Annotated in this window: 20 protein-coding genes; 6 read left to right on the forward strand and 14 right to left on the reverse strand. The window is 64.2% G+C overall.

Translation table 11 applies throughout. From position 1 onward, the window contains the following. Positions 1 to 146: 146 nt before the first annotated feature. The 6 genes from UP10_RS19415 to ltnD form a co-directional block, all read right to left on the reverse strand. Positions 147 to 1,349, reverse strand: a complete 1,203-nt coding sequence (locus UP10_RS19415) for an efflux RND transporter periplasmic adaptor subunit (RefSeq protein WP_044588897.1) — start codon at positions 1,347 to 1,349, stop codon at positions 147 to 149. Next, positions 1,336 to 4,515, reverse strand: coding sequence for an efflux RND transporter permease subunit (locus UP10_RS19420; RefSeq protein ID WP_044588898.1), 3,180 nt, complete (start codon positions 4,513 to 4,515; stop codon positions 1,336 to 1,338). Before UP10_RS19420 ends, UP10_RS19415 begins: the two co-directional genes overlap by 14 nt. A 399-nt stretch (positions 4,516 to 4,914) precedes the next feature. Next, positions 4,915 to 6,606 (reverse strand): methyl-accepting chemotaxis protein, encoded by a 1,692-nt coding sequence (locus UP10_RS19425; RefSeq protein ID WP_044588899.1) that lies wholly within the window; start codon positions 6,604 to 6,606, stop codon positions 4,915 to 4,917. A 153-nt stretch (positions 6,607 to 6,759) separates the two neighbouring features. Further along, complete coding sequence (gene otnK / locus UP10_RS19430; protein ID WP_044588900.1) at positions 6,760 to 8,049, reverse strand: 3-oxo-tetronate kinase; 1,290 nt, start codon at positions 8,047 to 8,049, stop codon at positions 6,760 to 6,762. Further along, positions 8,046 to 8,828: a 2-oxo-tetronate isomerase gene (gene otnI / locus UP10_RS19435; protein WP_044588901.1), complete on the reverse strand. Its 783-nt coding sequence runs from the start codon at positions 8,826 to 8,828 to the stop codon at positions 8,046 to 8,048. The genes otnK and otnI overlap by 4 nt, the downstream gene beginning before the upstream one ends. 12 nt (positions 8,829 to 8,840) lie before the next feature. Then, positions 8,841 to 9,752 carry an L-threonate dehydrogenase gene (ltnD, locus tag UP10_RS19440; RefSeq protein WP_044588902.1) on the reverse strand — a complete coding sequence of 304 codons (912 nt, stop codon included), beginning with the start codon at positions 9,750 to 9,752 and terminating at the stop codon, positions 8,841 to 8,843. Between the two features lie 103 nt (positions 9,753 to 9,855). On the opposite strand from ltnD, the gene otnC reads away from it, so the two are divergent. Beyond that, positions 9,856 to 10,512 carry a 3-oxo-tetronate 4-phosphate decarboxylase gene (gene otnC / locus UP10_RS19445; protein ID WP_156180157.1) on the forward strand — a complete coding sequence of 219 codons (657 nt, stop codon included), beginning with the start codon at positions 9,856 to 9,858 and terminating at the stop codon, positions 10,510 to 10,512. Between the two features lie 111 nt (positions 10,513 to 10,623). Here the strand turns inward: otnC and UP10_RS19450 are convergent, their stop codons facing one another. After that, the gene (locus UP10_RS19450; protein ID WP_082077183.1) at positions 10,624 to 11,388 is read right to left on the reverse strand and encodes an alpha/beta hydrolase; all 765 of its coding nucleotides are present in this window, start codon (positions 11,386 to 11,388) and stop codon (positions 10,624 to 10,626) included. A 141-nt stretch (positions 11,389 to 11,529) separates the two neighbouring features. Between UP10_RS19450 and UP10_RS19455 the strand changes: the two genes are divergently transcribed. Continuing rightward, positions 11,530 to 12,000, forward strand: coding sequence for a MarR family winged helix-turn-helix transcriptional regulator (locus UP10_RS19455; protein ID WP_044588904.1), 471 nt, complete (start codon positions 11,530 to 11,532; stop codon positions 11,998 to 12,000). On the opposite strand, the gene UP10_RS19460 is transcribed toward UP10_RS19455, so the two are convergent. From UP10_RS19460 to UP10_RS19485, 6 genes are all read right to left on the reverse strand, one after another. After that, positions 11,997 to 12,701, reverse strand: a complete 705-nt coding sequence (locus UP10_RS19460) for an ABC transporter ATP-binding protein (RefSeq protein ID WP_044588905.1) — start codon at positions 12,699 to 12,701, stop codon at positions 11,997 to 11,999. The two genes, UP10_RS19455 and UP10_RS19460, sit on opposite strands and share 4 nt — an antisense overlap. Next, a complete protein-coding gene (locus UP10_RS19465) occupies positions 12,685 to 13,416 on the reverse strand; it encodes an ABC transporter ATP-binding protein (protein WP_044538653.1) in 732 nt (243 codons plus the stop codon). Before UP10_RS19465 ends, UP10_RS19460 begins: the two co-directional genes overlap by 17 nt. Then, positions 13,413 to 14,390: a branched-chain amino acid ABC transporter permease gene (locus tag UP10_RS19470; protein WP_044588906.1), complete on the reverse strand. Its 978-nt coding sequence runs from the start codon at positions 14,388 to 14,390 to the stop codon at positions 13,413 to 13,415. The genes UP10_RS19465 and UP10_RS19470 overlap by 4 nt, the downstream gene beginning before the upstream one ends. Beyond that, positions 14,390 to 15,268 (reverse strand): branched-chain amino acid ABC transporter permease, encoded by an 879-nt coding sequence (locus tag UP10_RS19475; RefSeq protein ID WP_044538655.1) that lies wholly within the window; start codon positions 15,266 to 15,268, stop codon positions 14,390 to 14,392. Before UP10_RS19475 ends, UP10_RS19470 begins: the two co-directional genes overlap by 1 nt. A gap of 205 nt (positions 15,269 to 15,473) precedes the next feature. Beyond that, a complete protein-coding gene (locus UP10_RS19480) occupies positions 15,474 to 16,718 on the reverse strand; it encodes an ABC transporter substrate-binding protein (protein ID WP_044588907.1) in 1,245 nt (414 codons plus the stop codon). Between the two features lie 83 nt (positions 16,719 to 16,801). After that, complete coding sequence (locus UP10_RS19485; protein ID WP_044588908.1) at positions 16,802 to 17,617, reverse strand: putative hydro-lyase; 816 nt, start codon at positions 17,615 to 17,617, stop codon at positions 16,802 to 16,804. Positions 17,618 to 17,735: 118 nt separating this feature from the next. Here UP10_RS19485 and UP10_RS19490 point away from each other — a divergent pair, with 118 nt between their 5' ends. Genes UP10_RS19490 through UP10_RS19500 form a run of 3 tightly spaced genes read left to right on the forward strand, consistent with a single transcriptional unit; the run spans position 17,736 to position 20,869 of the window. Beyond that, the gene (locus UP10_RS19490) at positions 17,736 to 18,668 is read left to right on the forward strand and encodes a LysR family transcriptional regulator (protein ID WP_044588927.1); all 933 of its coding nucleotides are present in this window, start codon (positions 17,736 to 17,738) and stop codon (positions 18,666 to 18,668) included. 14 nt (positions 18,669 to 18,682) lie between these two features. Then, positions 18,683 to 19,933: a Zn-dependent hydrolase gene (locus UP10_RS19495; protein ID WP_044588909.1), complete on the forward strand. Its 1,251-nt coding sequence runs from the start codon at positions 18,683 to 18,685 to the stop codon at positions 19,931 to 19,933. Positions 19,934 to 19,957: 24 nt separating this feature from the next. Continuing rightward, positions 19,958 to 20,869 carry an NAD(P)-dependent oxidoreductase gene (locus tag UP10_RS19500; protein ID WP_044588910.1) on the forward strand — a complete coding sequence of 304 codons (912 nt, stop codon included), beginning with the start codon at positions 19,958 to 19,960 and terminating at the stop codon, positions 20,867 to 20,869. Positions 20,870 to 21,042: 173 nt separating this feature from the next. On the opposite strand, the gene UP10_RS19505 is transcribed toward UP10_RS19500, so the two are convergent. Further along, positions 21,043 to 22,122 (reverse strand): tartrate dehydrogenase, encoded by a 1,080-nt coding sequence (locus UP10_RS19505; protein ID WP_044588911.1) that lies wholly within the window; start codon positions 22,120 to 22,122, stop codon positions 21,043 to 21,045. 167 nt (positions 22,123 to 22,289) lie between these two features. Here UP10_RS19505 and UP10_RS19510 point away from each other — a divergent pair, with 167 nt between their 5' ends. Further along, a complete protein-coding gene (locus UP10_RS19510; protein WP_044538663.1) occupies positions 22,290 to 23,066 on the forward strand; it encodes an SDR family oxidoreductase in 777 nt (258 codons plus the stop codon). Positions 23,067 to 23,256: the final 190 nt, after the last annotated feature.

The following is a 23,256-nucleotide window of genomic DNA, read 5'->3' on the forward strand; positions in this document are numbered from 1 at the left end:
CCCTCGCCCCCGCTCTTGCGGGGAGAGGGTTGGGGTGAGGGGCTTTCTCCGCAATATTGCTCTATCGAGAGACCTGCACCCCCTCACCCGGATTGCTTCGCAATCCGACCTCTCCCCGCAAGCGGGGCGAGGTGAAGGGGAGCACGCTACCCCTTGACGTCCTGCTTTTCGGAGGCGGTCGTCGGCTTGCCCTTGGCGCCGACCCCGACCACGCGCACATGGTCGCCGTCGGCGAGGCCGTCCGGCGGCGCGGTGATGACGCGGTCATCGGCCGCAAGGCCCGACGCCAGCTCGATCTCCTTGCCGAGGTCGCGCCCGATCGTCACCGTCTTGAACAGCACCTTGTCGTCCGAGCCGACGGTCGCGACCCGCAATCCGCTGCTGTTGAAGATCAGGGCGCTGGCCGGAATGCTCAGCGGCGTAGAATCGCGCTGCAGGCTGAGCTTCACGCCGGCGTAGCCGCCCGGCATCAGCTCGCCACTGGAATTGTCGAGCCCGAGCTGCATCCGCGTGGTGCCGGAGGCGACATCGACCGCCTGCGAGGAGGCTTCCACCGTCGCCAGGAACGTCCGGTTCGGATATTCCGGCATCGCAATCGTCGCCTTGGCGCCGATCTTGATCGCCGGCACATAGGTCTGCGGCACGTTGACGTAAACGCGCAGCTTGCTGATGTCAGAGATCGTGAACATCGCCGGCCCGGAGCCGCCGCCGGCGTTGATCAGCGCGCCGACGTCGGTGTCGCGCGACGTGACGATGCCGTCGAAGGGCACCGTGATCTTCTTGTAGCCGGCAAGCGCTTCCAGCCGCTCGACATTGGCCTGCCCGGAATTGACCGACGCGTTCTTGTTGGAGAGATCGGCGGTGCGCTCGTCGATTTCCTGCGCCGAAACGAAGTTCGACGCCACCAGCGTCTTGCGCCGGTCCAGCGTGGCTTCCGACAGCTTGGCACTGGCCTTTGCACTCGCCAGGTCGGCCCGCGCCTGCAGCAATTGCTGGTCGAGGTCGGGGGCCTCGATCTCGGCGATGACCTGGCCGGCCTTGACCCGCGCGCCCATGTCCGCGTTCCAGCTCTTGAGGTATCCGGAAACCCGCGCGAAGATCGGCGCGCGCGAGTACGCCTCCAGCCGGCCCGGCAGGTCGAGGGTCGGGCTCGAGACCCTGGCGTTGGGCAAGGCCACGGCAACGGTCGGAATCGCCTGGTCCTCGGTCCATTCCTTCAGCCGCGTACCCTGCTCCTCGCGGGCGCGAATGCCGGTTCCGACGATGAGGCCTGCGGCGATCAACGCCACCACGCCGAATATGCCCAATTTCCGGTGCGAAACCGGCGGGCGCTGTTCAGTGGGCGACATGCGGAATCTCCGATGAGGCGGCGGCCTTGGCGCCTTGTTTCTTGTGTACCATACTGAACACCACGGGAACAAACATCAGCGTTGCGAAGGTTGCAAAGATCAGGCCGCCGATCACGGCCCGGCCGAGCGGGGCATTCTGCTCACCGCCCTCGCCCAGTCCCAGCGCCATCGGCGCCATGCCGATGATCATGGCGAGCGCCGTCATCAGCACCGGGCGGAACCGGACGAACCCGGCCTCCAGCGCGGCCGCGACGGGATCGCCAAGTTCCTCATAGCGCTCGCGGGCGAAACTGATCACGAGCACGCTGTTGGCGGTCGCCACGCCCATGCACATGATGGCGCCGGTCAGCGCCGGCACCGACAGCGTCGTCTGGGTCGTGAACAGCATCCAGACGATGCCGGCGAGGGCTGCGGGCAGCGCCGTGATGATCACGAACGGGTCCGACCAGGACTGGAAGTTCACGACGATCAGGAAGTAGATCAGCACGACGGCGCCGAGCAGGCCGAACAACAGGCCGGTGAAGGCTGAGTTCATGGTCTGCACCTGGCCCAGCAGCACCACGGACGAACCCTTTGGCACCTCCTTGGCGGTCTCTGATATCAGCGCCCGCACCTCGGTGGCGACAGCGCCGAGGTCACGGCCCTGCGTCGTCGCGTAGATCTGCACCAGCGACTGGATGTCGTATTGCGACACCACCGCGCTCGAGGTCGAGCGCTTGATGTCGGCGATGCCGCCGAGGATCGGCGCCTGCGTGTTGCCGGTCGCGGTGATCGGCAGCGCCTGCAGCGCGCTCAAGGAGTCGATCTGGTACTGCGGCGTCTGCATCACGATCGAATAGGACACGCCGTTGTCAGGATTGAGGTAGTAGGTCGGCGCGACCTGCGAAGAGCCGGCGAGATTGACCACAAGGGCGTTGGTGACGTCGCGCTCGGTCAGGCCGACATATTGCGCGCGGGTGCGGTCGACATCGATGTTGAAGGTCGGGCTATTCGGCGATTGCTGGATCCGCGCATCCGCGATGCCGGGAATCTTCCTGATCCTGCTCAGGAGCTTGTTGGCGTAGGCGAAGTTGGCTTCGATGTTGGCGCCGCGGACCTGCAAATCGATCGGCGCCGGGGCGCCGAAGTTCAGGATCTGGCTGACGATGTCGGCCGGCAGGAACGAGAAGCTGACGCCGGGGAACAGCCGCGGCAACTGCTCACGCAGCGTGCGCACATGTTCCTCGGTCGGCCGGTGGCCTTCCTTCAGCTTGATCTGGACGTCGCCGTCCTGCGGGCCGATCACGCCGGTGTTGTTGTAGGTCATGTTGATGCCGGAGATCGGCATGCCGATGTTGTCGGTGAGCGTCTCGATCTCACCGGGGACCAGCTTGCGGACCGCCTTCTGGATGTCGGCGAGCTGGTTGGCGCTCTCCTCGACGCGGGTGCCGACCTGGGTGCGGACATGCATCAGGATGTTGCCGGCGTCGACCGACGGAAAGAAGTTGCGACCCAGGAACGGCACCAGCAAGAACGACGCAGCCACGATCGCAAGGAAGCCGGTCACGAACGTCGGACGGTGGCGGAGCGCCATCGCTAGCAGGCCGTGATAGCCGCCGCGGATGCGCTCGAACCGCGCCTCGAAGCCGCGCTGGAACCAGACCAAAGGATTGCGCGACTTCGGCGGCGCGCCCTCATGATGCACATGCGGCTGGAGCAGATAGTTCGCCATGGTCGGCACCAGCGTGCGCGACAGGATGAACGACCAGATCATCGCGAACATCACCGCTTCGGCCATCGGCACGAACAGGAAGCGCGCCACGCCGGTCAGGAAGAACATCGGCACGAACACGATGCAGATGCAGAGCAGCGAGACGAAGGCCGGCGTCACGATCTGGTTGGCGCCGTCGAGGATCGACTGCTCGACCGGTTTGCCTTGTTCGAGGTGATAATTGATGTTCTCGATCGTCACGGTGGCGTCGTCGACGAGGATGCCGACCGCGAGCGCCAGGCCGCCGAGCGTCATGATGTTCAGCGTCTCGCCGATCGCCGACAGCATGATGATGGCCCCTAACACCGATAGCGGGATCGACACCGCGATGATGACCGTCGAGCGCCAGCTGCCGAGGAACAGCAGGATCATGACGCTGGTCAGCAGCGCTGCGATCACGCCTTCGAAGGCGACGCCCTGGATCGCGCCGCGCACAAACACCGACTGGTCGCCGATGAAACCGATCTTGAGCGCGTCCGGCAGCTGATCCTTGACCTCGATCACCTTCTGCTTGATGCCGGAGATGATATCGAGCGTCGAGGTGGCGCCGGCCTTCAGCACCATCATCAGCACCGAACGGTTGCCGTCGACATGCACGATGTTGGTCTGCGGCGGGTTGCCGTCGCGCACGGTGGCGACGTCGCGCACATAGACCATCGCGCCGTTGACGGTCTTGATCGGGAGGTTACCAAGCTCGTCGATCTTGAGCGGCGAGTTGTTGAGATTGACGGTATATTCGAAACCGCCGATCTTCTGGGTGCCGACCGGCGTGATCAGGTTCTGGGCCGCGAGCGCGTTGGCGACGTCCTGTCCCGACAAACCGCGTGCCTGCAGCGCCGCCGAGTTGAGGTCGATCTGGACCTGGCGCTGCTTGCCGCCGAACGGATACGGGATCGCCGCACCAGGCACCGTGACCAGCGGCGTGCGCAGCTGGTTGATGCCGATATCGGCGAGGTTCTGCTCGGTCAGGCCTTCACCCGACAGCGCGACCTGGATGATCGGCACGGTGGACGCGCTGTAGTTCAGGATCAGCGGCGGCGTCGAGCCCGGCGGCAATTGCTTGAGCAGCGTCTGCGAGATCGCGGTGACCTGCGCATTGGCGGTGCGGATATCGACATTGGGTTGGAAGAAGATCTTGACGATGCCGACGCCGTTATAGGAATTGGCGACGATATGCTCGATGTCGTTGACCGTCGTGGTCAACGAGCGCTGGAACGGTGAGGTAATGCGCCCGGACATCTGGTCCGGCGGCAGGCCGGTGTACTGCCAGACCACGCCGATCACGGGAATGCGAATATCCGGAAAGATATCGGTCGGCGTGCGCAGCGCCGCCAGCGGTCCGATGATAAGCAGCAACAGCGCGAGCACGACGAAAGTATAGGGCCGGCTCAGCGCGATACGCACCAGTGCGATCATAGAAGGAGTATTCCCGAAATTCCCGAAAAGGCCTGCCCAGGCAAGGGAATCGGCGTTTCAAAAAAAGCCGCTCCGCTAGGGGTCGATTTACCCGATGCGAAGCCAAACGCCAACCCGCGCAGCGTGGGTGGCCTTCACTTCCTTGGCATAGCTTGGTGAGGAGCGTGGCCGCCTCAGTTGCGACGCTGCCTGCCCTCGGCCGGACCACGGCCCCAAAAGCGACGGACGTGCTACGAAAGTCAGCAGGCGCGGCGCTTTTTTGCCCCTGCAACCCCGATGCATCGCAGGTCTGCAGAAATGCAAAAGCGTGATGAGCTGGGTGAGCTCACCACGCCTGGTTTCTGCTGCGGCAGCTGCCCCGGAACGATGGCTCCGTGGGTGGCGCTCATCCTGCCCCCGTTAGGCGGCGCGGACCGACTCCAGGAACTTGCCGACTTCGAGCTTGAGACGGTTGCTGTCGCCCGACAGCGACTGCGCCGCCGACAGCACCTGGCTCGAGGCCGAGCCGGTCTCGGTGGCGCCGCGCTGCACGTCCGTGATGTTCGACGAGACCTGCTGGGTGCCCTGCGCGGCCTGCTGCACGTTGCGGGAAATCTCCTGCGTCGCCGCGCCCTGTTCTTCCACGGCGGCCGCAATGGTCGAGGAAATCTCGGAGAGCCGCTCGATGGTGCTGCTGATCTCCTTGATCGCGCCGACCGACTCCTGCGTCGCGGCCTGGATGCCGGAAATCTGCTGACCGATCTCGCCGGTCGCCTTTGCGGTCTGCTCGGCCAGCGCCTTCACCTCCGACGCCACGACCGCAAAGCCGCGGCCGGCCTCACCGGCGCGCGCCGCCTCGATAGTGGCGTTCAGCGCCAGCAAATTGGTCTGGCCGGCGATGGTGTTGATGAGCTCGACGACGTCGCCGATGCGCGCGGCCGCCTTCGACAGCTCGCTGACGCGATCGTTGGTGGTGCGGGCCTGGCCGACGGCATCAGTGGCCATCCGCGCCGATTCCTGCACCTGGCGGCTGATCTCGGTCACCGACGATGACAACTCTTCAGTGGCCGAGGCCACCGACTGCACGTTGGCGGAGGCCTCCTCGGAGGCGGCTGCGACCGCGGTGGTCAGCTCCTCCGAGCGAGAGGCGGTCGACGACAGCGTGCCGGCCGAAGCCTCGAGCTGGGTCGAGGCCGACGACACCGTCTGCACGATCTCGCCGATCATGGTCTCGAAATTGCGGGTGATGGCATCGACCCGGCGACCGCGCTCGATCTTGGCCTCCGCGTCAACCGCGGCGGCTTCATCAGCCGCCTTCTTGGCGACCAGGGCTTCCTTGAAGACCTGCAGCGTGTCGGCCATGGCGCCGATCTCGGTCTTTTCGCCCTGATGCGGCACGATCGCGGTCAGGTCGCCGCGGCCCAGCGCCTGCATCGGCGTCACGATCGAGGCAATGCCGCTGGATATGTCGCGAACCAGGTAGAAGCTGACGCCGACGCCGACAACAAGAGCTATTCCGAGCAGCACGGCAAGCATCATGAAGGCAGACGAATAGTTGTCGGCGGCGTCCTGGGCCGCCTTGTCGGCGCCGGTATTGTTGAGGTCGATGTCCTTGCGCAGGATCTCGTCGGCCTCCAGACCGATCTTGTTCACGGTTTTGGTGTTCAGCTCGTGGGCTTCATGCGGAATCTTGCCGGCTTCCTTGCGCGACAGCTCCATCACCTCTTCGGTGCCCTTCTTGTACCGCGTCCAGGTATCAACCCACTGATTGTACAGCGCGCGCTCTTCCGGCGAGGTAATTACGGCCTCGTAGGTCGCACGGGTCTTCGTGTTGGCCTCGACCACACCAGCCAGGGTCTTTTCCGCTGCCAGCTTCTCCTCGAGCGTTTCGGCGAGCATGTGTTCGCGGATCACGTTGCGATAGGTGATGAGGCCCGCGCGCAATTCGCCAAGAATCCGCACGCTCGGCAGCCAGTTGGTCGTGATGTCGACGGTGTTGGCGTTGATTGCCCGCATGTCCCTGACGGCCAGCAAACCCATGCCCGTAACGACGAGGAGGAGGAACGCAACCACGGCAATGATCTTGGCGCGGATCGAGTATTTGGCGAGCATCGTGAGCTTCCGATCGTGACGGCTGGAGAGACACCGGCGTGGCAGGACGCCGCAGGCATCAATGCCTGCTCGCCCCTGCGGTAGAGTTAATTTGGAACCCCGTTGAACTACTGAGTCGAAAATGTGCGTCTGAAAATGGCGCACTTCGCGCGGTCAGCGCATCAAATCGAGTGCGTCCAGGAAAAATTGCGGACCGCCGAAATTGCCTGATTTCAGGGCAAGCAGCATCTCGCCGCTTTCGACTCCGACGGCGCGCAAAACCGGCACGCCCGCAGCGATTTCCGCACCGACGAGGAATCCCGGGATACGCAGCCGATCGACCACGGCGCCCGATGTTTCACCACCGGCGACCACCAGCCTGCGCACGCCCGACTGCACCAGACCTTCGGCGATGTCGGCCATCGCCTGTTCGATGGCATGTCCGGCTGCATCACGGCCATGACGAGATTGCAGAGCTGCAACCTCGTCGGGGGTCGAACTGCTCGCGATCAGAACCGGTCCGTCGCCGATTCGGTCCTTTGCCCAGGCAACCGCGCGCCGCGCCTCGTCCGGGCCTGCGACCACCCGTTCGGGATCAAGATGCAAGACCGGCATCACCCTCTCAGCGCTGGCGATCTGCTGCAGGGTCGCCTGCGAGCAACTGCCGGCGAGGCAGGCGGCCGGCCCTCCGACCGCCGCGTCAGGCGTAGCATTCAGTGCGTCTGGCTTCACGCGACCCGAGGCGACCAGCGCGCGCGCCAGTCCGAGCCCGATGCCGGAGGCGCCGACCGAGAGGCGATGGCCCAGCGCCACCTGCCCGATGGTTTCGAGGTCGCGGTCGAACACGGCGTCGACGATCGCAGCGCCGGTCCCCTTGCCGACGAGATCGGCGAGCCTGGCCCAGACGGCATCAGCGCCGCGATTCAGCGTCGCCAGGTCGATCAGCCCCACCCCAGTCCTGCTTTGCTGCGCCAGCACCCGCACGAGGTTGGAATCGTGCATCGGGTTGAGCGGATGGTCCTTCAGCGGGCTCTCATTGAGGGGCACGGCGCCGACGAACAGATTGCCCTGATAGACGGTGCGGCCGGTTTCCGGAAAGGCTGGTGTCACCAGCACGATCGCGTCGCCGGAATCGGCGCGCAGCGCATCCATCACCGGGCCGATATTGCCTGTAACGGTGGAGTCGAAGGTCGAGCAGATCTTGAACAGGACGTGCTGAGCGCCGCGGCCGCGCAGCCAGGTCTCGGCGGCACGTGAGCGGGTGACGGCGAGACCGGCCTCGATCGAGCGGCTCTTCAGCGAAACGACGACGGCATCGACCTCGGGCAGCGCAAGATTATCTGCGGGAACGCCAATGGTCTGCACCGTGCGCAACCCGGCGCGGGTCAGCGTGTTGGCGAGGTCGGAGGCGCCGGTATAGTCGTCGGCGATGCAGCCAAGAGCCAGTTTCGCGGCCAGCGTCACGATTTTGCTCCGGCGTAGGGCTTGAACCAGGCGAGGCCATCGGCGGTCTTGCCGCGCGGATTGTATTCGCAGCCGACGAAGCCGCCATAGCCGAGCCGGTCGAGCTCCTCGAACAGGAACAGATAGTTCAGCTCCTCCCCGTCGGGCTCGTTGCGCGAGGGGATCGAGGCGATCTGGACGTGGCCGATGATTGGCATCATCTCGCGCAGCCGCATCGTCACGTCGCCATGGATGATCTGGCAGTGGTAGATGTCGAATTGCAGCTTCAGGTTCGGAATCTTCAGCTCGTTGATGAGGTCGCGCGCGAACAGGAAGTCGTTGAGGAAATAACCGGGTACATTGCGCGGATTGATCGGCTCGATCACGACGTCGAGGCCGTGGGGCGCAAAGAATTCGGCAGCGTAAGCGATCGACTTGCGAAACGCCGCGACCGCCCTGGGATCGCTGCGGTCGGCGATTCCCGCCATCAGATGCAGCCGCTTGACGCCGGTTGCCTGCGCATGGGGCAGCGCCGTCTTCAGGCTCTGCTGCAGATCGGCGAAACGATCCGGCAGCGCGGCAAAGCCCTTTTCGCCGGCGTTCCAGTCGCCCGGCGGCAGATTGAACAGCGCCTGCGTCAGTCCGGCAGCCTTCAGCCGCTTGCCGACTTCGTCGGCGGGATATTCGTAGGGGAACAGGAATTCGACCGCGGCAAAACCCGCTTTCGCCGCGGCCTCGAAGCGGTCGAGGAACGGGACCTCGGTGAACATCATGGAGAGGTTGGCGGCAAAGCAGGGCATTTTGAGATCCTCTTATTTCGCGCCGGGCAACTTCGTGCCGGTGACCTGGGCATACATCCGCGCCACCGAGGCATCGTCGTCGCGGCCCATGCCGGCGGCTGATGTCATCAGGAACATCTGCAACGCCGCGGCCGACACCGGCACCGGGAAGCGCGCGGTGCGCGCCATGTCCTGGATGATGCCGAGATCCTTGACGAAAATCTCGACCGCGCTGCGCGGCGCATAGTCGCCGTCAAGCACATGCGGAATCCGGTTCTCGAACATCCAAGAATTGCCGGCGGAGGCCGTGATCACCTCATAGACCTTGCGGATGTCGAGGCCCTGCTTGGCGGCGAAGGCGATCGCTTCCGAGGCCGCCGCGATATGGACGCCTGCAAGCAGCTGGTTGATCATCTTGAACGCCGCGCCCTCGCCCGCGGCATCGCCGAGTTCGTAAAGCTTCGCGGCCATCGCATCCAGCGCCGGCCGCGCTTTCGCGAACGCCGCGGCGCTGCCGGAGGCCAGAATGGTGAGTTCGCCCTGCGCGGCACGCTGCGCGCCGCCGGAGATCGGGGCGTCGAGATAGTGGCGGCCGGTCGCCTCGAGCTGCTTGGCCAGGCGCCGCGCGATGTCGGGGTCCATGGTCGCGGAGGAGACGAACACGGCGTCATCAAGCATCGCCTCGGCGACGCCATCGGCGCCGAACAGGATGGCTTCGGTCTGTGCCGCGTTGACGACGACGCTGACGACGATGTCGGCATCCTTGGCCGCCGCGGCCGGCGTCGTCGCGCCCCTGCCGCCATCTGCTACAAGCCGTGCGACCGCATCAGCCGACACGTCGCAGCCGGTCACCTCAAGGCCGGCGCGCCTCAGCGAAATCGCCATGCCGAACCCCATCGAGCCGAGCCCGATCACGGCGATACGCGGTTTGGCGGAACTGGACATGCGACGATCCCTCGAGAGTTTTTCTTAGCCGTTACGCCTGCCTATCACGGCTTGGCCGCGCTGCCAAAGCATGGGACAAGGCGGGAAATCGGAGGCTGGCATCATGAGCGAAACAAAGCTTCGTGAGGACATCTGCCGCTTCGGCCGTTCGCTGTTCGAGCGCGGGCTGACGCCGGGGTCGTCAGGCAATATCAGCGTCCGCGTCCATGATGGCGGCTGGCTGGTGACGCCGACCAACGCCTCGCTCGGCTTCCTCGATCCCGCCAAGCTGTCGCGCCTAGACGCGGACGGCCGATTGATCTCCGGCGATGCGCCGACCAAGGAAGTGCCGCTGCACACCGCGCTCTATCAAACCCGCAGCGCGGCCCGCGCGGTGGTGCACCTGCACTCGACCCATTCGGTGGCGCTCTCGATGCTGCCCGAGATCGACCCGCGCGCCGCACTGCCGCCGATGACCGCTTATTACGTGATGAAATGCGGCCAGACCGCGCTGGTGCCGTATTATCGCCCTGGCGACCCTGATGTCGCCGACGCGATCAGGGGATTGGCGGGAAAATACTCATCCGTGCTGCTGGCCAATCACGGCCCGGTCGTGTCGGGCGATACGCTGGAAGCCGCAGTGTTCGCGACCGAAGAACTGGAAGAGACTGCAAAGCTCTATCTGCTGCTGCGCGGACTGAACCCGCGCTATCTGTCGCCGGAGCAGGTGGCGGATTTGACCAAGGTGTTCGGGCTGACGTTGCCGGAACATGGGCATTAGACCCTCCCCCGTCATTGCGAGGAGCGGAGCGACGAAGCAATCCATGGCTCAGCACGCGGTGAGATGGATTGCTTCGCTTTGCTCGCAATGACGTATGGGTAGAGCGGTTGCTTACTTCGCGTGAGCCTTGGCGGCTTTCTCGATCAGCTCAGCGACGGCCTTCGGCTGCGAGACGTAGACCGCGTGGCTTCCGCTCTGTTCGACGACCGAGGCGCCTGCCCGCTTCGCCATGGCGCGCTGGGCATCCGGCGGGATCATCTTGTCGGCGGTCGCAACGAGGTACCAGCTCGGCTTGGTCTTCCACGCCGGCTCCGTCACGGCACCACTGAGAGCGGCAACGCCCCAGGGCACTTGCGCGTTGGCCATGAAGGACGCGAGCTCAGGCTTCACGTCGGCGGCGAAGGAGGCCGCGAACTTGGCCTTGTCGAGGTGCAGGAAGCCATCCTGCGGCGGCAGGATCGGCGGCACCGGCGCGCCGGGCGGCGGGTTGGCGATCAGCGATGACACCGACTCGCCTTTGTCAGGCGCGAAGGCTGTGATGTAGACGAGCTTGTCGACCTTGGGGTCGTTGCCGGCTTCGGTGATGACGACACCACCGTAGGAATGTCCAACCAGGATCACCTTGCCGTTGGCTTCGGCGATCGCACGCTTGGTCACCGCCACGTCGTCGGCCAGCGTGGTCGTCGGGTTCTGAACGATGGTGACCTGATAGCCATCCTTCTTGAGGATATTGTAGACGCCCTCCCAGCCGGAACCGTCGACGAATCCGCCGTGCACGAGGACGATGGATTCGGGTTGGGTCGATTGGGCGGCCGCAGGCGAAATGCCGGTCGCGAGGGCAAGCAGCGCCGCCGAGGCGAGAAGCTTCTGGATCATTTTGGCTCTCCTTATTAATTATCACGATAATCATTATCGCGATAAATATTTGATAGCGACAATCTGAAGCCTTGTCCAGAACTATTTATCGCGATAAGTATTATCGCAGTAACCCGCTCATCTCGCAGGGAAAAGCTCGTCATGACATCTCATGTCCCGCTCGACGGACAGCTCTGCTTCTCGCTCTACGCGACGTCGATGGCGATCAACCGGGCGTACAAGCCGATGCTGGACGCCATGGGGATCACCTATCCGCAATACCTGGTCTTGAGCGTGCTGGCGGAGAACGGCGAGCAAACCATCTCGACGATTGCCGAGCGGCTCGACCTGGAGCCGAGCACGATCACGCCGCTGGTCAAGCGGCTCGAACACGCCGGACTGCTATCGCGTCGGCGAAATCCCCGGGACGAGCGCGAGGTCCAGGTCGCGCTCACGGCTAGCGGCAAGCGGCTCCATGATGAGAGCGGATGCCTCACCGAAACCCTTCTGCGCCGTTCGGGACTGACGGTGCCGGAGATGATTTCCCTCAACGAGCGAATTCAATCGCTCCGCCATGCGCTGGTCGCTGACGACGGCGGCCAGAGCTCGGATCCAGGCTCGGTCGACAGCTAAAGTCCCAAATACGCCTTGCGCACGTCGGGATTGCCGCTGATCTCGGCCGCGGTGCCCTGCATCAGCACGCGGCCGGTTTGCAGGATGTAGGCGCGGTCGGCGATCTCGAGGCATTCGGCCATGCGCTGCTCGACGATCAGCACGGTCATGCCGGCGTCGCGGATGCGTTTCACGGCCTGGAAGATCTCATCCACCAGTTTTGGCATGATGCCCTGCGACGGTTCGTCCAGCATCAACAGCCGCGGCCGCGTCATCAGCGCGCGGCCGATCGCCAGCATCTGCTGCTCGCCGCCGGACAGCGTCTCGGCGCGCTGCTCCAGCCGTTCGCCGAGCCGTGGAAACAGCTGGAACACCAGATCGAGCGGCGCATCGCGGTCGGCCTGGCTGCGATAGAGATAGCTGCCGAGCCTTAGATTGTCGCGCACCGAGAGCCGCGGAAACAGCCGGCGGTTCTCCGGCACGAAGGCGATGCCGCCGGCGGTGATCACATGCTGCGGCTTGCCGTCGATGCGGTTGCCGTCGAAGGTCACGGTCCCCGAGCGCGGCCGCTCGGCGCCGGCGATCGATTTGAGCAGCGTCGACTTGCCCGCGCCATTGGCGCCGGCGACGCAGACGATCTCGCCCTTGGCGACGTCGATCGAAACCGAGGAGATCGCGACCAGGCCCTGATAGGCGGTGGTGACTTCACGCACCGACAGCATGACGATCCCCGAGATAGGCAGAAATAACTTCTGGATTGCGGACGACGTCGGTGGGCTTGCCCTCGACCAGCACCTTGCCGAGATTGAGCACGATGGCACGGTCGACCAGCGGCATCACGATCTCCATGACATGCTCGACCATCAGCACGGTGACGCCTGTGGCGCGCACCTTGCGCACCAGTTCGACGCCGGTCTGGGCTTCGACCGGCGTCAACCCGGTGAGGACCTCGTCGAGCAGCAGCAGCTTTGGCTCGGTGGCGAGCGCGCGGGCGACCTCGAGCCGGCGCTTCTCCGACGGCACCAGGTCGCTGGCGAGCACATTGGCGCGCGCGGCAAGGCCGCAGAAGTCCAGCACCTCGTAGGCCTTCTTTCGCGCCACCCGCATCACCGTGTTGCGGATCAGCGCGCCGACGATGACGTTGTCGATGACGGTCATGGTCTCGAAGCTTTTGACGACCTGGAAGGTGCGCCCGATGCCGCGCTGGCAGCGCTCGGCCGCCGGCAGGCTGGTCACGTCCTCGCCGTCGAAGATGATCGAGCCTTGCGTCGGCGGCAAAACGCCGGCGATCAAATTGAACAGCGTCGACTTGCCGGCGCCATTCGGGCCGATCAGGCCGACGATCTCGCCGCGGCCGACCGAAATCGAGACGTCGCTATTGGCGACGAGGCCGCCGAAGCGCTGCCAGACGCCGCGGGTTTCCAGCAGTGCGGTCATCGCGCGGTCTCCTTGCGGGAGGCGAACAGTCCGACCAGTCCCTGCGGCCGCGCCAGCGAGATGGCGACGATCAGAGAGCCATAGACGATCAGGTCAACACCACGGCCGGAGCCGCCGATGAAAGAGCGCGTCAGCTCGGTGAGCGGGATCAGGATGACGGCCCCGAGCATCGGCCCCCACAGCGTGCCGATGCCACCGACCACCGCGGGCAAGGCCATCAGCAGCGAGAACTGAAAGCCCATCACGCTTTCGGGGTCGATATAGGAGACGAATTGCGCATAGAAGCCGCCGCCGACAGCGACGAGGAATGCGGAGACTGCGGCTGCGCCCATCTTGGAATTGAACACGACCACGCCGAGGCTTTCGGCGGCGTCGGGATTGTCCTTCACCGCGCGCCACCAATAGCCCCATTTGGAATCTTCCAGCCACCAGGTGACGAACCAGGCGACACAGGCGAGCGCCAGCGCGAAGTAGAAATAGGGCAGCTTGGAGCGGGCGAACTGGAATTTCAGCCAGCTGTCCCCGCGCATCGGAATCGTGATGCCGAGCGCCGCACCCGCCCAATCCCAGTTCTGGATCAGAAGCAGCCCGATCTCGGCGATCACGATGGTCGCGATCACGAAATAATGCCCGCGCAGGCGGAAGAAGGGATAGCCGAGCACCATCGCGATCACGGCGGAGATCACCCCGCCGGCCAGCATGCCGAACCACGGCAGCACACCGAACTTGGTGAACAGCAGCGCGGTGGCATAGGCCCCTAATCCGAAATACAGCGCATGTCCGAGCGAGATCTGCCCGCAATAGCCGGACAGGATGTTCCAGCTCTGCGACAGCGCCGCGTACATCAGGGTCAGCACCATGATGTTCTGGACATAGACGTCCTTGACGAACAGCGGCACCAGCGCGGCGACGACGGCGAGACAGAAGGCCACGATCAGGTCGCGGCGGCGGCGTTGGGCGAAGGTCGTATCCATCACATCGATCCGAACAGGCCGCGCGGCCGAATGAAGACGACCAGCAGATAGACGGCGTAGATGCCGACCGATTTCAGCGACGGCGGCAGGATCAGCGCGGTGGTCGCCTCCACCAGGCCGACGATGATGCCACCGGCAAAGGCGCCGAACACGCTGCCGAAGCCGCCGAGCGCCACGGTGACGTAGGCGATCAGCGCGAACGACGCGCCGACGTCCGGATAGATGTAGAAGAAGCTCGCCATGATGGCGCCGGCGAGCCCGACCAGTGCCGCGCCAAGGCCCCAACCGAGCGCGAACACGCGGTTCTTGTCGATGCCGACCAGAGCCACCGCGCCGGCGTCCTCGCGTGTCGCCTCGAGCGCGCGGCCGAAATCGGTACGGTTGATGAAGAAGTAGAGCGCGACAAACGCCGCAATCGAGACCAGCGCGCCGACCAGCTGCGGCTCGGGCAAATAGATGCCCGCGACCGAGATCGTCTTGCCGCCGAGCCAGGAATGGGTGACGCTGCGATAATCAGGCGTGAAGAAGAACTGCGCCAGACCCCGCATCACAATCGCAAGACCGAAGGTCGAGAAGATCTGCACCATACCGGCATTGGCTTTGGCCCGCACCGCGAAACGGACGATCAAGAGATAGACCACCGCCCCGAACACGAACAGGGCCGCTGCGACCAGCGGCGCCGCCAGCAAGGGATCGATCGCGAAGAACGCGAACAGGAAGAAGGTCGCGTACATCGCGATCATCAGGAATTCGCCGTGCGCGAAATTCACGACGTCCATCAATCCGAAGATCAATGCGAGCCCGACGGCGATCAATCCGTAGAGCAGCCCCATCAACAGGCCGCTTGCCAGACTCTGGATAATGGCTTCGGCGGTCACGGGCGTTGCGCCCCTGTCCAGGCATGACTCCGATGTCGTCCCGGCGAAAGCCGGGACGCATAGCTACGAATGCGTCGGTAGGAGGGACAACAACCAATCATCGCAAATCGCCTGCCTGAGGTTACGCGACGAGTGCGAGCACTCGCGTGGGGGACCGGGATTGCGTTTCGCTTGCCCGGGACGACGTCGGAAAATGCGACCCGGCCTACTTCATCGGCCAGATGGCTTCGGCGACGGCGGCCTGCGCCGGCGAGATGGTGACGAACTTGCCGCCGACATATTGCAGCAGCACCGGGTCGGCGTCGTTGTTCTGGCCCATCTCGTCGAACTTGACGCGCTTCCAGGGCATGATGGTCTGCTCACCCGGGATATCGGTCGCCGCCAGCGCGTCGCGAATCTTCTCGCCATCGGTCGACTTGGCGCGGTTGATAGCATCCGCCATCACGATCAGGGCCATGAATTCCCGCGACGTGTTGTCGTTCAAATCCTTGCCCGACTTTTCCTTGAACATGGCGTTGATCTTGCCGACCATCGGCCGCTTGGCCGCGAGATCGAGCGAGAAGCTGCCACGGGTGATGACGCCTTCGAGCTTGTCGCCGACCGCGTCGTACAGCGCCTTCTCCGAGAAGCCTGCCGCCTGCGCGACAATGGCGTTCGGCTTGTAGCCGAGCTCACCCATGGTCTTGATCAGCAGGATGCCGTCGGTGGTGTAGCTCGAGGGCATCAGGACGTCGGCATTGGCCGCCTTGAGTTGCTGAACCTCGGCCGACAGCGACGGCGAATTGGCGCGGTACTTGATGTCGGCGACGATCTTGTAGCCGCGCTCATTGGCAAGTTTGGTCTGCGCGTTCGCGGAGTCCGTTCCGAAGATGGTGTCCTCGTGGAACAGTGCCAGCGTCTCGATCTTGGTGCCCTTCTTCTTCATGGCGTCGTAGAAGTCGAACATGCCCTTCGAGAACATCTCGTCATGGGGAGCCGCGCGGAAGAAGAATTTCAGGCCGCGGGTATGCAGGCTCGGCGACGAGTTGTCGGCCGAGACAAACGGGATCTGATAGCGCTCGCAGGTTTGGCTCACCGTGACTGCGACCGCGCTCTGATAGGTGCCGACGATCGCGCAGACCTTCTCCTGTGTGATCAGGCGTTCGGCCTCAGCACGGCCCTTCTGCGGGTCGCCCTGGTGGTCGGCATAGACAAGGCGAATCTTGGCACCGCCGAGCCCCGGCAATCCTGCGTCCTTGGCAAGCGGCAGGTCGAAATCATACTTGGTGTTGATGACGTCAAGTGCGGCCTCATAGGCCTTCTGCGCGTCAACGCCCATCTGGGCGCTGGCGCCGGAGAATGGGTAGAGGACGCCGATCACCACTTCGGCGGTCTGCGCGCGGGCTACGATCGGGGCCAGCGCGGCGGCGGCGGAGGCGCCAAGCAATACGTTACGGCGAGTAATCGTCATATGCGAAAAGTCCCCTGTTTGGTCTATCGATGAGGCGCTTATAGCGCGCAGTAAAGCCTCAATGAATTGCACGAAATGCCTATTCAGAGCACAGCAAGCTGCTTGTTCCTGAGATCGGTGACAAGCATCAAGCCCGGCGCATGCGTGATCGAGAAGGGCAGCTTTGCATTTGCGATCACCGCTTGCGGCGTCACGCCGCAGGCCCAGAACACCGGGATCTCGTCGTCGGCGACCGGCACCGGATCGCCATAGTCGGGCTTGGCAATGTCTTTGATGCCGATCGCATGCGGATGACCGAGATGCACCGGCGCGCCATGAACCGACGGGAAACGTGACGTGATCTGCACCGCGCGGATCGCATCCTTCGGCTTGAACGGACGCATCGACACCACCATCGGCCCCGCGAACGGACCCGACGGACTGCACGCGATATTGGTGCGGTACATCGGCACGCGCACCTTGTGCTCGATGTGGCGGATCGGCAGCCCGTCGTCCATCAGCGCCTCTTCGAACGAGAACGAGCAGCCGAGCACGAAGGCAACCAGATCGTCGCGCCAATATTTGATGATATCGGTCGGCTCCTCGACCACCTCACCGGCGCGCCAGACCCGGTAGCGCGGCACGTCGGTGCGGATGTCGAGGTCGAGGCCAAGGGCCGGGATCCTGAAATCCCCGACGTCGGACATGCCGATGATCGGACACGGCTTCGGATTAAGCTGGCAGAAGCGATGGAAGGCGCCGGCGAGTTTCCCCGGCAGGATCGCAAGATTGCCCTGGACGAAGCCGTTGGCGACGCCGGCCGTGCTGGAGGCCATACCGTTGCGGCAGGCCAGGCGCGCGTCCCGGCTCGGAAGCGACGATTGTTCGGACGATCGCTGCGCTGCCGCAAAATCAGTCATTAAACTCCCCTGCCTGTAATCTCAGCAAAGACAGCCAACACCAAGTATGCTATAATGTCTAATCGTCCTTTTTAATCATAATCGATAAATCCTGCTTATCGATTGGAAAATGCTTCCGATGACGGACTTCCGCTCGATCGAAACCTTCCTCTGGGTCGTCAAGCTCGGCAGCTTCCGCGGCGCCGCCCAGCGACTGAACACCACCCAACCGGCGATCTCGCAGCGCATCGCGCAGCTTGAGCGCGAAATGGGTGTCAAGCTCTTGAATCGCGACCATCGCGTGGCGTCGCCGACGCCGAGCGGGCGGCAGATGATGGTCTATGCCGAGAAGCTGATCGGCCTGCGGTCCGAAATGATGGCGGAGGTCGGCGACCGCTCGGCGATGCGTGGCGTTCTGCGCCTCGGCGTCGCCGAGACAATTGTCCACACCTGGCTGCCGCGGCTGGTCAAGAGCGTCAACGAAATCTACCCGAACCTGTCGCTGGAGATCGAGGTCGACATCACGCCGAATCTGACCGCGCGATTGCTCGCCCAGGAAATCGAGCTCGCCTTCGTGGTCGGGCCGTTGTCCACCCCCGGTGTGCAGAGCCGCGTGCTGTGCGACTACCAGATCGGCTTCCTGGCCAGCCCCTCGCTCGGGCTCGGCAATGCCCCTGTCACACGCCGCGATCTTGCACGGTTTCCGATGATCACCTTTCCGCGCAAGACCAAACCCTATGAGGCCGTGCGCGCCGTGTTCGACCGGCCCGACCTGCCGCCGATCCGGCTGCACGCCAGCGCCTCGCTTGCGACCGTCATTCACATGGCGATCGAGGGGCTCGGCATCGCCGTGATCCCCTCGGTGATCGTCGAGAACGAACTCACCGCCGGACGGCTGCAACTGCTCGACACCGACGTCAAACTGGCACCGCTCACCTTCTCGGCAAGCTGGCTTACCTCCCCCGATGCGGTCGCCGTCGAGCGTGTTGCGGATCTCGCCCGCCAGTTCGCGCAAGCAAGCGTAGCGGTTGACGGCGCCGCGACGGCGGGCCATGAAAAAACCGTCGCGTGAGGGAAACAAGCCGCATGAACCGAGCCGTATCCAATCTGCAGATCGATTCCGCCCGCCTCTGGGGCACCATCCACGAAACCGCGCAATACGGAGCAACCGCCAAAGGCGGCGTGCGGCGGTTGACGCTGAGCGCCGAGGACAAGCAGGTGCGCGACTGGTTTCGCAAAGCCTGCGAGGAGGCCGGCCTCGAATTTCATGTCGACGCGCTCGGCTCGATGTTCGGGCTGAGGAAAGGAAGAGATATGTCGAAGCCGCCGATCGGTGTCGGCTCGCATCTCGACACCCAGCCGACCGGCGGCAAATATGACGGCATCCTCGGTACGCTTGCCGCGCTCGAGCTGGTCCGCACGCTCAACGGCGCCGGTATCGAGACCGAGCTGCCGATCTGCATCTGCAACTGGACCAATGAGGAAGGCTCGCGCTTCGCGCCGGCGATGATGGCCTCGGCGGCTTATGTCGGCGACTTCACCACCGACGACATCCTGTCGCGCAAGGACGCCGACGGCGTCACAGTGGCGCAGGCGCTCGACGGCATCGGCTATCGCGGAGAGGCCCCTGTCGGGCGGCAGAAATTCTCTAGTTTCGTCGAGCTGCACATCGAACAGGGCCCGATCCTGGAGGCCGAGGGCAAGACCATCGGCGTGGTCGATTCCGGCCAGGGCGTGCTTTGGTACGACGGCAAGATCACCGGCTTCGAGAGCCACGCCGGATCGACCCCGATGCCGCTGCGGCGCGACGCTCTGGCGACGCTGTCGGAGATCGTGCTGGCGATGGAAAGCATCGCCAAAAAACACGGCCCGAAGGCGGTCGGCACCATTGGCGAAGCTGTGATCGCAAACCCCTCGCGCAACGTCATCCCCGGCGAGATCGCCTTCACGATGGACTGCCGCAGCGCCGATGCTGCGATCATGGATGCGCTCGATGCGGATTTGCGCGCTGCAATCGCTGAGATCGCGGCGCGACGCAAGGTCGACGTCAAGCTCGACCTGGTCTGGCGCAAGCCGCCGACGCATTTCGACCCGAAACTGGTCGACGCGGTGGAGAACGCCGCCAGGCAACTCGGCTACTCCCACCGCCGCATCACCTCCGGCGCCGGCCACGACGCCTGCAACCTCAACACCGTGATGCCGACGGCAATGGTGTTCGTGCCCTGCAAGGACGGTATCAGCCACAATGAGCTGGAAGACGCGACGCAGGCCGATTGCGCCGCCGGCGCCAACGTGTTGCTGCACACGGTGCTGGCGCTCGCCGGCGTCGCATCCTGACGACAACAACACCGGAGGCCTTCCGTGCGCGGAGTATTCGTCGACGCCAATGAATCGCTCGCCGTGATCATGGAGCGGCTGGAGAAGCCAGGTGATCCCAGGATGCGGATCAACCGCGATGCCGACATCAAGCCGGAGCACTACCCCGCGGTCCTCGACGGCGCCGAGATCGCGGTCGTCGATCATACCGCGTTGCCGACCGAGGTCGCCAAGGCCTGCACCAGCTTGAAGCACGTCGTGTTCCTCGGCACCGGCGCGCGCAGCTACATGAATCCGGAGGAGCTCGCCGAGCTCGGAATCTCCGTGCACCTGATCAAGGGCTATGGCGACACGGCCGTGGCGGAATCCGCGATCGCGCTGATGTGGTCGTCGGCCCGCGTGATCGCGCAGATGGACCGCGAGATGCGCGCCGGCAACTGGCTGCGCGAAGACGGCATGCAGCTCACCGGCAAGACCCTGGGGCTGGTCGGCTTCGGCGGCATCGCAGCCGAAGTCGCGCGCATCGCGCTCGGCAGCGGCATGAAGGTGATCGCCTGGAACCGGTCGCCCAAGACCTATCCCGGCATCGACTTCGTCGATCTCGACACGGTGCTGGCGACCAGCGACGTGGTCTCGATCCATTTGCTGCTGAACGACGAGACCCGCGGCATGATCACCCGCGAAAAGATCGCAAAGCTGAAGCCGGGCGTGATCCTGGTCAACACCGCGCGCGCCGCGATCGTCGATGAGGCCGCGATGATCGACGCGCTCGCATCAGGCCATATCCGCCACGCCGGCCTCGACGTCTTCAACACCGAGCCGCTGCCGAAGGATCATCCGCTGACGAAGATCCCCAACGTGACGCTGTCGGCACATTCAGCCTTCCGCACACCCGAGGCGAGCGAGAATCTGATCGACGCGGCATGGGAGCATTGCCGAAGGATTGTGAAGGGGTAACTACCCTAAAGGTGTGCGCGAACAGTGCGCTTCTTCCCTTCTCCCCCTGTGGGAGAAGGTGGCGCGGACGCAGTCCGCGACGGATGAGGGGTTTCTCTCCGCGGATGCAGACCCCTCACCCCGCTTCGCTGCGCGAAGCGACTCTCCCCCACAAGGGGAGAGGGTGAGAACAATCAATCCACCATCTCCGCGACGGCCTTGCCGCAAGCGGTGGTATCGGCATTGCCGCCGAGATCGCGCGTCCGCAGCGTGCGTTCGCCGAGCGTGCGCTCGATGGCGCCGACGATGGCGTCTGCCGCCTGCTTCTCGCCGAGATGCTCCAGCATCATCGCGCCCGACCAGATCATGCCGATCGGGTTGGCGATGCCCTGCCCCGCGATATCGGGCGCCGATCCGTGCACCGGCTCGAATACCGAGGGGAACTTGCCTGCCGGATTGATGTTGCCCGACGGCGCGATACCGATCGTGCCGGTGCAGGCAGGTCCCAGGTCGGAGAGGATGTCGCCGAACAGATTGGAGCCGACCACGACGTCGAACCAGTCCGGATGCAGCACGAAATTCGCGGTCAGGATGTCGATATGGTACTTGTCCCACTTCACCTTGGGATAGTTCTTGGCCATCGCCTCCACGCGCTCGTCCCAATAGGGCATGGTGATGGAGATGCCGTTCGACTTGGTCGCCGAGGTCAAATGCTTCTTCGGCCGCGACTGCGCCAGGTCGAACGCGAATTTCAAGATGCGGTCGACGCCGATGCGGGTCATCACCGTCTGCTGCGTGACGAATTCGCGGTCGGTATCGGGGAACATGCGGCCACCGACGGACGAATATTCACCTTCGGTGTTTTCACGCACCACCCAGAAATCGATGTCGCCGGGCTTGCGGTTCGCCAGCGGCGACGGCACGCCGGGCATCAGCCGCACCGGGCGCAGATTGACATACTGGTCGAACTCGCGGCGAAACTTGATCAGCGAACCCCACAGCGAGACGTGATCCGGGATCTTCGCCGGCCAGCCCACCGCGCCGAAATAGATCGCATCGTGCTTGCCGATCTTCTCTTTCCAGTCGGCCGGCATCATCTCGCCGTGCTTTTCGTAATAGTCGTAGGAGGCGAAGTCGAAATGGTCGAACTGCACCGCGACGCCGTGCTTCTTCGCCGCCGCCTCGATGACGCGCAGCCCCTCGGGCATCACTTCCTTGCCGATACCGTCGCCGGGAATGACCGCAATCCGATACTGCTTCTTTGCGCTGCTCATCGAGAACACCCTTGTGATTTGCCCGGCCGGGAATGCCGTCTATTGTGATCGCCTGCAATGAACCAAACTTCGCGCGGGCGCAACGCTGCAGTGCAGTGTTGACCGGGGCGCGACCCTGCCCCACCAAATTCGCCGACATCCGTTCCTCATAGCAAGCGAGCACTCCCATGGATCTGCATCTGCGCGGCAAGCGTGTCCTGATCACCGGCGCCTCCAAGGGCATTGGCGCGGCCGCCGCCGAAGCCTTCGCCGAGGAAGGCGCCCATCTGCTGCTGGCCGCCCGCAACGGCGAACAGCTCAAGGCACTCGCCGAGCGGTTGCGCTCGGCGCATCAGATCGATGCCGCGATCAGCGTGGTCGACCTGCGCAAGCCGGACGACCTCGCGCGGCTCGCAAAAGAGGCCGCCGACATCGACATCCTCGTCAACAATGCCGGCGATATCCCGGGCGGCTCGATCGACAAGATCGACGAACCCACCTGGCGACACGCCTGGGAGCTGAAGGTGTTCGGCTACATCAATTTGACGCGCGCGATCTACGCCCAGATGAAGGCGCGCGGTGGCGGCGTTGTCGTCAACGATATCGGCGCGGCCGGCGAGAAGTTCGATGCCAATTACATCTGCGGCAGCGCCGGCAATGCGGCGCTGATGGCCTTCACCCGCGCGCTCGGCGGAAAAAGCCTCGCCGACAACATCCGCGTGGTCGGCATCAATCCCGGCCCGGTCGGCACCGACCGCCACGTCACGCTGCTCAAGACCCGTGCAAAGCATCAGTTCGGCGACGAGAACCGCTACAAGGAATTCCAAAAGGGCCTGCCGCTCGCCCGTCCCGCCCATGCGCGCGAGATCGGCGACCTGATGGCGTTCCTGGCATCGGACCGCGCGGGGTATACGTCGGGGGTGATCTATACGGTGGATGGCGGTTTGACGTCGGGGTGGGGCTAGGCACAAACCTCTCCACGTCATTGCGAGGAGCGCAGCGACGAAGCAATCCATCGCTCCCGATATGCGGACCGATGGATTGCTTCGCGGAGCCTGTCATCGGGCGCGCATCGCGCGACCCGTTGGCTCGCAATGACGGCTAACTCCGCGCATTGCCACAACCGCGAAAAATGTTCTACAGCACCTGAAAGCA

This window comes from Bradyrhizobium sp. LTSPM299 (genome assembly GCF_000938235.1).
Classification (GTDB): domain Bacteria; phylum Pseudomonadota; class Alphaproteobacteria; order Rhizobiales; family Xanthobacteraceae; genus Bradyrhizobium.

Excerpts from the sequence above, each read along its gene's own strand:
- UP10_RS19460 (WP_044588905.1), bottom strand. The coding sequence starts at position 12,701 with ATGCTGTCGGTGCGTGAAGTCACCACCGCCTATCAGGGCCTGGTCGCG.
- UP10_RS19420 (WP_044588898.1), bottom strand. The coding sequence starts at position 4,515 with ATGATCGCACTGGTGCGTATCGCGCTGAGCCGGCCCTATACTTTCGTC.
- UP10_RS19480 (WP_044588907.1), bottom strand. The coding sequence starts at position 16,718 with ATGACGATTACTCGCCGTAACGTATTGCTTGGCGCCTCCGCCGCCGCC.
- UP10_RS19495 (WP_044588909.1), top strand. The coding sequence starts at position 18,683 with ATGAACCGAGCCGTATCCAATCTGCAGATCGATTCCGCCCGCCTCTGG.
- otnC (WP_156180157.1), top strand. The coding sequence starts at position 9,856 with ATGAGCGAAACAAAGCTTCGTGAGGACATCTGCCGCTTCGGCCGTTCG.
- UP10_RS19510 (WP_044538663.1), top strand. The coding sequence starts at position 22,290 with ATGGATCTGCATCTGCGCGGCAAGCGTGTCCTGATCACCGGCGCCTCC.
- UP10_RS19485 (WP_044588908.1), bottom strand. The coding sequence starts at position 17,617 with ATGACTGATTTTGCGGCAGCGCAGCGATCGTCCGAACAATCGTCGCTT.
- UP10_RS19450 (WP_082077183.1), bottom strand. The coding sequence starts at position 11,388 with ATGATCCAGAAGCTTCTCGCCTCGGCGGCGCTGCTTGCCCTCGCGACC.
- UP10_RS19490 (WP_044588927.1), top strand. The coding sequence starts at position 17,736 with ATGACGGACTTCCGCTCGATCGAAACCTTCCTCTGGGTCGTCAAGCTC.
- UP10_RS19470 (WP_044588906.1), bottom strand. The coding sequence starts at position 14,390 with ATGGATACGACCTTCGCCCAACGCCGCCGCCGCGACCTGATCGTGGCC.
- UP10_RS19455 (WP_044588904.1), top strand. The coding sequence starts at position 11,530 with ATGACATCTCATGTCCCGCTCGACGGACAGCTCTGCTTCTCGCTCTAC.
- UP10_RS19505 (WP_044588911.1), bottom strand. The coding sequence starts at position 22,122 with ATGAGCAGCGCAAAGAAGCAGTATCGGATTGCGGTCATTCCCGGCGAC.
- UP10_RS19415 (WP_044588897.1), bottom strand. The coding sequence starts at position 1,349 with ATGTCGCCCACTGAACAGCGCCCGCCGGTTTCGCACCGGAAATTGGGC.
- UP10_RS19465 (WP_044538653.1), bottom strand. The coding sequence starts at position 13,416 with ATGACCGCACTGCTGGAAACCCGCGGCGTCTGGCAGCGCTTCGGCGGC.
- ltnD (WP_044588902.1), bottom strand. The coding sequence starts at position 9,752 with ATGTCCAGTTCCGCCAAACCGCGTATCGCCGTGATCGGGCTCGGCTCG.
- UP10_RS19425 (WP_044588899.1), bottom strand. The coding sequence starts at position 6,606 with ATGCTCGCCAAATACTCGATCCGCGCCAAGATCATTGCCGTGGTTGCG.
- otnI (WP_044588901.1), bottom strand. The coding sequence starts at position 8,828 with ATGCCCTGCTTTGCCGCCAACCTCTCCATGATGTTCACCGAGGTCCCG.